Source organism: Paenibacillus sp. N119s (assembly GCF_059447605.1).
Window position 1 is genome coordinate 1 of record NZ_JCAJRU010000217.1, and the last position, 8,423, is coordinate 8,423.

Below are 8,423 nucleotides of genomic sequence, written 5' to 3' on the forward strand. Positions count from 1 at the left end.
TGGTTCGCAGATAGAGCGCTGAAGCGCCCCTCATTTTATTCAATATCCCTATTGTAAGCTGATCGGGATCTCCCGAGCCCAGACCTACGACCGTTAATGTTACGCTCATATCCAATCCTCCGTTCCGCAAAAGCAGGATTCAGGCTCCGAAAAACACCCGGCGCTGTCCAGCTTCCGCTTCCTTTGCTTTGGCATTTACTATACCACAAAATGGTATAGGCTCATAAAATGGCTTGTGCGCCTTCATGTGGCAAGCTGTACAACCCGGGCTAAGCCAGTACACGCAGTCTGCGCAGTGCGGCTGCCAGCGGACGCCCGAGCTTGGGCACCGCCACAAGCTCGGCTTCCGTGATCAACCTCAAGCGTGCGAGGCCGATCACGAACACCACGGCGCCTGCCGCTACACCCAGCAGGCTCCCCGCCGCTGCTGTGGCACGACCCCCGGCAGCCCAGCCCAGGGCACCCAGCACAGCGCTGGTGCCCCACATCGCCGCCCAGGCTGCTGCAGCCAAGGCGACAAGCAATGCCGCCGGTTTGAGCACACTGGCGGACCAGCTCGCGCGCAGCCCCACCAAGCGGGCCAGCAGCGCAATGTTGATCACAGCCGCCAGCAGATAGGCGACTGCCCCTGCAATGGCGGCGCCCGCCGTGCCTAGCTGCGGTACGAGCAGCCAGTTTAGCAGTGCCTTGGCCGCTGCGGCGGCGAGCATGGCCAGAGCTGGCGCGCGAACCGCGCCAAGCCCTTGCAGCAGCGCAGCCGAGATGATGCTGAGCGTACCGCCTACAGCCGTCAGCGCCATCCAGCGCATCACCGTGCTGCCAGTGTCGTCTGCATACAGCATCACATTGACGGGCACGGCCAGTACGATCAGACCTGTCGCAGCGGCTAGTCCCAGCAGCCAAAACCAGCGCAGCGATTGCTCGCACTGACGACGTGCCAGCTCCGTACCTCCGGTCACCCGAGCCTCAGCCAGTGAGGGTATGAACAGTGCCGACAATGTGGTGGCCAACATCATGACCAGCTGTACTAGTGGAAGCCCTCGGTTATACACGCCGAAGGCCACCATAACCGCAGTATCGTCCAAGCCCTCCTGCTTTAACAAGCGAGGGACGGTAAATGTATCTACCAGATTAATTAGCGGAACGGCTAGCGCTCCAAGGCACACAGGCAACGCATAACGCAGCAGTGCCTTTAGCAAAGCACCGTTGCTTTCCGCTGGGCGAAGCTCACCCATCTGTGCTTGCACTGTCGCCACGATCATTCCTTGCCGTTCAAGCCTTCTTCGGTGCCCTCGCCAATACAATAGCATGACAATCAGGCCCGCTGCTCCGCCTGCTGCTGAACCAAACACTGCTCCAGCGGCAATCATATCCGCCCCTGCTCCTTGTGACAGCATAAACAGCAGCAATACGATCATCACGCTTACCCTTATCGCCTGCTCCGTCACTTGGGAGACAGCCGTCGGGATCATATTTTGCAAGCCTTGAAAATAGCCCCTCAGTCCCGCCATCACCGGCACGAATAAAAAGGCAACTGCCGCTGCCCTCACCGATGGAATGACATGAGCGTTATCGATCCACTGACCGATTAGCGGTGCACACGTATACATTAGCAGCCCTAGGATTAATCCAAAGACGCCCAATACAAGCGAAGAAAGCCGGGCAACACGTTGCCCCGCTGTCCGGTTGCCTACGGCCTCATACTCAGCCACAAACTTGGATACGGCCGCCGGGAATCCAGCCGCTGCAATAGTAATGAACAGCGTATAAAAAGGATACACCGTATTATAAATGCCAAACACGCCGTCGCCGCCAATATTTTGCAGCGGGATTTTTTGCAATGTGCCGATCAGCTTGCTCGCTACTGCTGCCAGTGTCAAAATGACAGCGCCCCGTAGCAGCCGCGAAGCGGCGCGATTCTCTTGCATTCTCCGTCTCCACTCCCACCTAAGCATTTTTACGAGTCCTATTATACCGTCTCTTCTTCTGGAAAGAAAAAAAAACCTGTACAACGTTGAACGGCTTTGGCCATTCTTTACGTCATACAGGGGTGAAACGGAGTGTTACTGTTCCATTTGTTTGCCCAGGAAGCCAGCGGCTGTTTCAGCCATCTTGACCTCCATTTCGGACATCTTTACATTTTCATCCTTGTTCAACAATATAACAGCACCAATAGGATCACCACCCGAAACAATGGGAGCCGTCACAAAGGACGAGAGTGTTTCTTCGTGGTCTCGCGTTAGCTCATAAGAGCCACTGGCTGTCTCCAGCACAGTTTTACGATTATCCATGCTACTTTCGATAATGCTGCCGATCTGCTTGTCCAGAAACTCTTTTTTCGAGCCTCCAGCCACCGTAATAATGGTATCACGATCGGTAATCATCGTAATATGGCCTGTGCTTTCAAACAGGGACTCAGCATATTCTTTGGCGAAATCACCAAGTTCACCAATAGGAGAATACTTTTTCAAAATGACTTCTCCGTCACGATCCACAAAAATCTCAAGCGGATCTCCTTCACGAATTCTCAAGGTGCGGCGAATTTCCTTTGGAATAACTACCCGCCCAAGGTCATCAATACGGCGAACTATACCAGTAGCTTTCATTTCACATGTTGCCCCACTTTCTCAAGAAGAATTTAGTAAACTACTGACGGTATCGAAAGACGCTTCCACTCCCCCAGAAGCGGTCACGAAGAACGTCGCGGTCATGGTGTTTATGGTGATATCTGACCATAGTATTCATCTGTTCCCAATTCCTTATGCATGTTCAGTTATTTACCTTCGCTTGCAGCTCCATCTTTGGCTGTTCCAGCTTTAGTATCGCTCGTACCGCTTGTTGTTCCGCTCGGTGTAGTTGTACTGCCTGCACCGGACGTTGCACCACTGTTTTCTTTCGCAGCAGGTGCCTTCGGCAGATTGATTTTCAGGTCAAGTTTCGCCAAATCATTTTCGGAGAAGTTTTGAATACTTTCCCCAGCCAATTTATTTTTCAGGGCAGCCTTTTCGTTGTCCTTCAATTTATCAAATGTTGGCTCATTCCGGGACTCCACTTTGATGATGTGATATCCGTATTCTGTTTCCACAGGGTCACCAATTTTGTTAATCGGTTGAGTCTCGGCAGCCTGTTTAAAAGCGGGTACCCATTGTGCTACGGATGCATTCTCATACAGCCCCCCATTAGATGCGGAACCTGGGTCTTCCGAATACTTCTTGGCAATCGTTGCAAAATCTGCTCCAGCGTCCAGCTTCGCCTTTACTTCTTTGGCCAGCTTGAGAGTAGCCTCTTTTGTGCGCTGTTTCTTTGTTTTTGGATCTTCGAAATTAATCAATACATGACGCACAGTTGCTGTCGTGAATTGATCTTTATTTTTCTCAAATTCCTGTTTCAGCTGCTCATCCGTTACTTTATTGGTTTCGCTGTTAATTACCGTCATTACACGCGTGAAGTAATCTTTCACACCTTGTTCAGTCAGCTTTTGATCAGTCAGAAATTTCTTAAACTTGTCTTCACCGACCGATTTTTTATACTGCTCCAACTGTTCATTCCCTTGTTTGGCACCCTGTTCCTTGGCTTTGTCATCCGCCTTCGCTGCCAATAGCTTGTACACTACTTCCTGCTTTACAATTTGCTCCCGTACCTGATCAGAAGCTAAAGCAGCCTCATATTCCGGATACAAGAATTTCATCATGCTGATTTCTTGGTTGAACTCATTTTCGGTAATCGTTCCACCCTTATAGGTCACGACAACCTTGCTGTTGTCCTTCGGCTCGTCCTTGACCTTACTTTCATCCGCTTGCTTCGTACATGCTGCCAGCACCGATATAGCCAGCAACGCTGCCATGCCCAAGGAGAGCATTCTCCAAGGTTTTCTTTTATTTAGTTGTGGCATTTTGCAGTTCCTCCTTCAATGTGAATGCTTCTTTCAATGCACTCAAAAATTGCTCCAGCAGTTCTAGCAACTGTGGATCATCTAGACCTTTGCCCTTTATGCGTGCGCTCATAGATGTGCCCTGTTCAAATTGTACACGTCTTTCAAAGCGATTGCCAATCTCGGCAAGTTTGGCAGTCTGAACCGCCTGCTGGCGTCCTTCATGGAATTTCAGCACGATATTGTCATCCCGCTGTACAATGGACTCGATTCCATACATCCGTCCATATACTTTAAGGCGAGCCACAGCAAGCAAATGACGAACCGCCTCTGGCAAATCGCCAAATCGATCGACCAATTCGTCCTCAAGCTCGGAAGCCTCGTCAAAGGTGCTGACCGCTGCAACCTTTTTATAAATCTCAATCTTCTGGATGCTGTCATAGATATAGTCTCCAGGAAGGTAAGCATCGACACCCAAATCAATCGATGTACTCCAATTCCGATTGGACTGGTCCTCTTCTCCAAGCACACTGACTTTACGCTTATTGATTTCCTCAGCCAGCATTTGCGAGTAAAGATCAAAACCGACGGATGCGATGAATCCATGCTGCTCGGCACCAAGTAAGTTTCCCGCCCCGCGGATGGACAAATCGCGCATCGCAATCTTGAACCCGGAGCCCAACTCCGTAAATTCCTTGATAGACTGAAGCCGCTTCTCCGCCACCTCTGTAAGCACCTTATCACGCTGGTACGTGAAATAAGCATAGGCAATCCGATTGGAACGACCTACACGCCCGCGCAGCTGATACAGCTGGGATAGCCCCATTTTATCGGCATCGTGCACGATGAGTGTATTCACATTGGGGATATCCACACCGGTTTCGATAATGCTTGTGCTTACCAGCACATCATATTCACCATCCAGGAAATCCAAAATGGTTTTCTCCAGTTCCGTTTCAGACATCTGTCCGTGACCTACACCCACCTTGGCGTCTGGGACAAGCGCATTGATCTCGGCGGCCATCTCCTGAATGCCCTGCACGCGATTATACAGATAGTAGACCTGCCCTCCGCGTGCCATCTCGCGTTCAATTGCCTCACGAACCAGAGTCTGGCTATGCTCAACGACATACGTTTGCACTGGAAAACGATTTTCCGGCGGCGTCTCAATGACTGACAAATCACGTACACCCAGCATGGACATATGCAGTGTACGCGGAATAGGTGTTGCCGTTAACGTTAATACGTCTACGTTGGTTTTCAATTTTTTTAACTTTTCTTTGTGCGTTACGCCAAAACGTTGCTCCTCATCAACAATGAGCAGCCCCAGATCCTTAAACACCAGATCCTGTGAAAGTAGACGATGAGTACCGATGACAATATCAACCGTACCTTGTCGAACTCCCTTGGTCGTCTCATTCTGCTCTTTGCGCGAGCGGAAACGGCTCAATACCTGAATATTGAACGGATACCCGGAAAAACGCTCACGGAATGTTTCATAGTGCTGTTGTGCCAAAATCGTCGTCGGTACCAGCACAGCCACTTGTTTGCCCTCAATAGCAGACTTAAAGGCAGCACGAATAGCCACCTCCGTCTTGCCGTAGCCTACGTCACCGCACAGCAAACGATCCATCGGACGACTCTGCTCCATATCCTTCTTAATTTCTTCAATGGCCCGAATCTGGTCACGTGTCTCATCGTACGGGAACATATCTTCAAATTCCTGCTGCTCCGGCGAATCCTTTTCAAAGGCAAACCCCGGTGCTGACTGTCTTTCCGCATATAGCTTGATCAAATCATCCGCAATGTCCTGAACTGAGCTACGGACCTTGCTTTTAACACGCGTCCACTCATTGCCACCCAGTTTATAAATCTTGGGTTCCTTATCCTCTGAGCCCACATACTTCTGAATCAGATCAATTTGTTCAATCGGTACAGACAGCTTATCCCCGCCCGCATAGAGGACATGCATGTAATCCTTATGGATACCGCCAACCTCCAGCGTGCCGATTCCCATGTACTTCCCGATCCCGTGATTTTGGTGTACGACATAGTCGCCCACCTTCAGCTCACTGTAGCTCTTAATCCGCTCTGCGTTGTCTACATGTCTGCCCTGCTTACGTGCTTTCCGCTGTTTCTGGGAGAACATCTCACCCTCAGTGATCACTGCCAGATGAATAGACGGCATCTCAAAACCACTTTGCAGATTACCAATCGCCATGGTTGGCTCATCAATACCGTAGTCTTGAAGCACTCGCCGCATCCGATCTAGACGTTCGTCTCCACTCGCCAGCATCATAACCTGTGTGCCTGCCTTGCGCCAGCGATCCATCTCTGCCTTGAGTACATTCATTTGACCGTGAAAATCCTGCATGCCCCGGCAGATGAAATTCAAAATGTTTTGCGGCTGGGTATGTGGAACCTGGCGAAGGAAGATCGACAGGAACAGCGTTTGAAATCTCCGGTTATACAACAGATTATCCGAGTCATCCGATAGCTCCAGTTGTGGTAGAGTTTTACCGTTTTGAAGCAAATGCAGATTCCACTCAGACTCATCCCGTTCTAGTTGTCTGGCTGTTTCCAGCATCCGCGCTGGTTCATCAATGATCAGAATCGTATCTTCCGGCATATAATCTGCCAAGGTTTTACGTTCTGGATACAGCAGAGAGATATATTTATAGATTTCGTCAAAATACACATGTTCCCGCAGCAGCTCAATTTCGCGATGAATTTCCTCTTTCAGATGCTGCTTAGCTTGACGATCTGTCATCTTGTCCAGTTGTTCCCCCAACAATATGGCGGCGGCATCTGCAGCTTGGTCCATACGCTGGTGATTTGCAATAATTTCCTTACATGGCGTTACAGTAACTTCTTGTACCTTTTCTATGGAACGCTGGTCTTGCGGATCAAACATACGGATGGAGTCAATTTCATCGTCAAACAACTCTACACGATAGCCCCAACGGGTCGTCATTGGATAAAAATCAACAATTCCCCCGCGTACACTCATTTCCCCACGAGACTCCACACGCTCTACACGCTGATATCCCATCTCAACCATATGCAGCAAAAACGCTTCCAGCTGAATCGTTTCTCCCTCTTTTAGATCAATACGAGCCTCACGCCACGTCTCCGGGATTGGTAATAGACGCCGTACTCCAGAAAACGGCACGACAACAATCCCACGAAAACCCTGGGCGCATCGGATCAATACATCAATTCGTTGGGATAATGTCTCTGGACTGGATATGGCTGCTTCAGCAGCTACCAACTCGTTAGCAGGGTACAATAACACCTGATCAGGGGAAAGCGCTTCCTGCAAATCATCTGCTATTTTTTGAGCGGCAAACATATTGTGTGTCATGACCATTAACGGTCGTCCGGTATCTGCAGCAAGTGCGGCCATCAGTACCTGTCTTGAAGAGCCTGACAAACCTGATATCAGCTGTTCCTTCATGCCTGAGGATATACCTGCCGCAATGGATGCATAATCAGCATCCTTCGTAAAAGCCTGAATAAGTGCTTGTAACAAAAAAGGCACCCCTTTATGCTTATAAATAGTAACATGTAAACCGAAAAAGAAGCCTCAGCAATGCTGCCAAGGCTCCATAAGCGGAATTGCCGCTTCACCTCTCAAGCTGGTACATCAGACCAGTTGAATACCTGTTATTGGAGCGGGTTTACGAGCAGACTCAGCTCTGGATTATTTTCCAGTGCCTGACTGCAGTGCTCGCAAATGACCTTAACGGTCACTTCACCACCCGAATTATACGCTATTATATCTCTACGTTCAGCAGGGGTCAAGGAATGGAAGCCCAACCTTTCTTCGGTTATTGCTGCGGAGTCAATTCGCCCCAAGAAAGTTCGACAATGTCTGCATACATAATTAACAACCATGTAATGTATATGCCTCCTGAAAGTTTTCTATACCTTTCAGTATGTCCAACAATCTTCCATTTAAGCCCGTTCACCTGCGTCAGAGCTTACTTGTTGAATTCAGCCATCGTCCGCTCAAACGGATGATTCAGACTGTATTCTAAAGCGTTGCACGTATCTTCTATCATTCCGGTCAACAGTTCCTTTTCCTTCTTAGGAAAGGTGCCTAGGACATAATCGACAATAGCATATCCAGGCTCTGGGCGAGAAATGCCCATACGAATCCGATTAAAGGACTGCGTCCCTGTATGCTGAATGATCGATTTAATGCCATTATGACCGCCTGCGCTACCTTGATAACGCAGTCTTATTTTACCGACCTCTGTATCCAGATCATCGTATACGACGATCAGATCTTCCATATCGGCCTTATAGTAGTCCATATAAGCACGCAGAGACTCGCCTGAGAGATTCATATATGTCATAGGCTTAATCAATACCGTTTTTACGCCACCAATGTGGCCTTCACCAATCAAGGCCTTACATTTACTTTGGGTAATCTGAATATTATGACGCGAGGCCAGAGCATCTAAGGCCATAAACCCGACATTATGTCTCGTTTTCTCGTATTGGGGACCAGGGTTGCCCAATCCTACAATCCACTTCATTAACCTTG

Annotated in this window: 6 protein-coding genes; all 6 read right to left on the minus strand. The window is 49.4% G+C overall.

What is annotated here, in order from left to right:
• Nucleotides 1-269 precede the first annotated feature (269 nt).
• The 6 genes from AC5V8P_RS20350 to pth all read right to left on the minus strand — a co-directional run bounded on the left by AC5V8P_RS20350 (nt 270) and on the right by pth (nt 8,415).
• On the minus strand, nt 270-1,928 hold the full coding sequence (locus tag AC5V8P_RS20350; protein ID WP_064795717.1) for a putative polysaccharide biosynthesis protein: 1,659 nt from the start codon (nt 1,926-1,928) through the stop codon (nt 270-272).
• Between the two features lie 135 nt (nt 1,929-2,063).
• Nucleotides 2,064-2,606, minus strand: a complete 543-nt coding sequence (gene spoVT, locus AC5V8P_RS20355; protein ID WP_063208355.1) for a stage V sporulation protein T — start codon at nt 2,604-2,606, stop codon at nt 2,064-2,066.
• Nucleotides 2,607-2,773: 167 nt separating this feature from the next.
• The gene (locus AC5V8P_RS20360) at nt 2,774-3,892 is read right to left on the minus strand and encodes a peptidylprolyl isomerase (protein WP_063208353.1); all 1,119 of its coding nucleotides are present in this window, start codon (nt 3,890-3,892) and stop codon (nt 2,774-2,776) included.
• Nucleotides 3,876-7,403 (minus strand): transcription-repair coupling factor, encoded by a 3,528-nt coding sequence (gene mfd / locus AC5V8P_RS20365; protein ID WP_064795718.1) that lies wholly within the window; start codon nt 7,401-7,403, stop codon nt 3,876-3,878. The genes AC5V8P_RS20360 and mfd overlap by 17 nt, the downstream gene beginning before the upstream one ends.
• 134 nt (nt 7,404-7,537) lie before the next feature.
• Entirely contained in the window at nt 7,538-7,768 is a 231-nt protein-coding gene (gene fin, locus AC5V8P_RS20370) for an anti-sigma-F factor Fin (RefSeq protein ID WP_007428020.1), read from the minus strand.
• Nucleotides 7,769-7,854: 86 nt separating this feature from the next.
• Entirely contained in the window at nt 7,855-8,415 is a 561-nt protein-coding gene (gene pth, locus AC5V8P_RS20375; protein WP_064795719.1) for an aminoacyl-tRNA hydrolase, read from the minus strand.
• Between the last annotated feature and the right edge of the window lie 8 nt (nt 8,416-8,423).

Coding starts and splice junctions, on each gene's coding strand:
- AC5V8P_RS20350 (WP_064795717.1), bottom strand. CDS start 1,928: ATGCAAGAGAATCGCGCCGCTTCGCGGCTGCTACGGGGCGCTGTCATT.
- spoVT (WP_063208355.1), bottom strand. CDS start 2,606: ATGAAAGCTACTGGTATAGTTCGCCGTATTGATGACCTTGGGCGGGTA.
- AC5V8P_RS20360 (WP_063208353.1), bottom strand. CDS start 3,892: ATGCCACAACTAAATAAAAGAAAACCTTGGAGAATGCTCTCCTTGGGC.
- fin (WP_007428020.1), bottom strand. CDS start 7,768: ATGGTTGTTAATTATGTATGCAGACATTGTCGAACTTTCTTGGGGCGA.
- pth (WP_064795719.1), bottom strand. CDS start 8,415: ATGAAGTGGATTGTAGGATTGGGCAACCCTGGTCCCCAATACGAGAAA.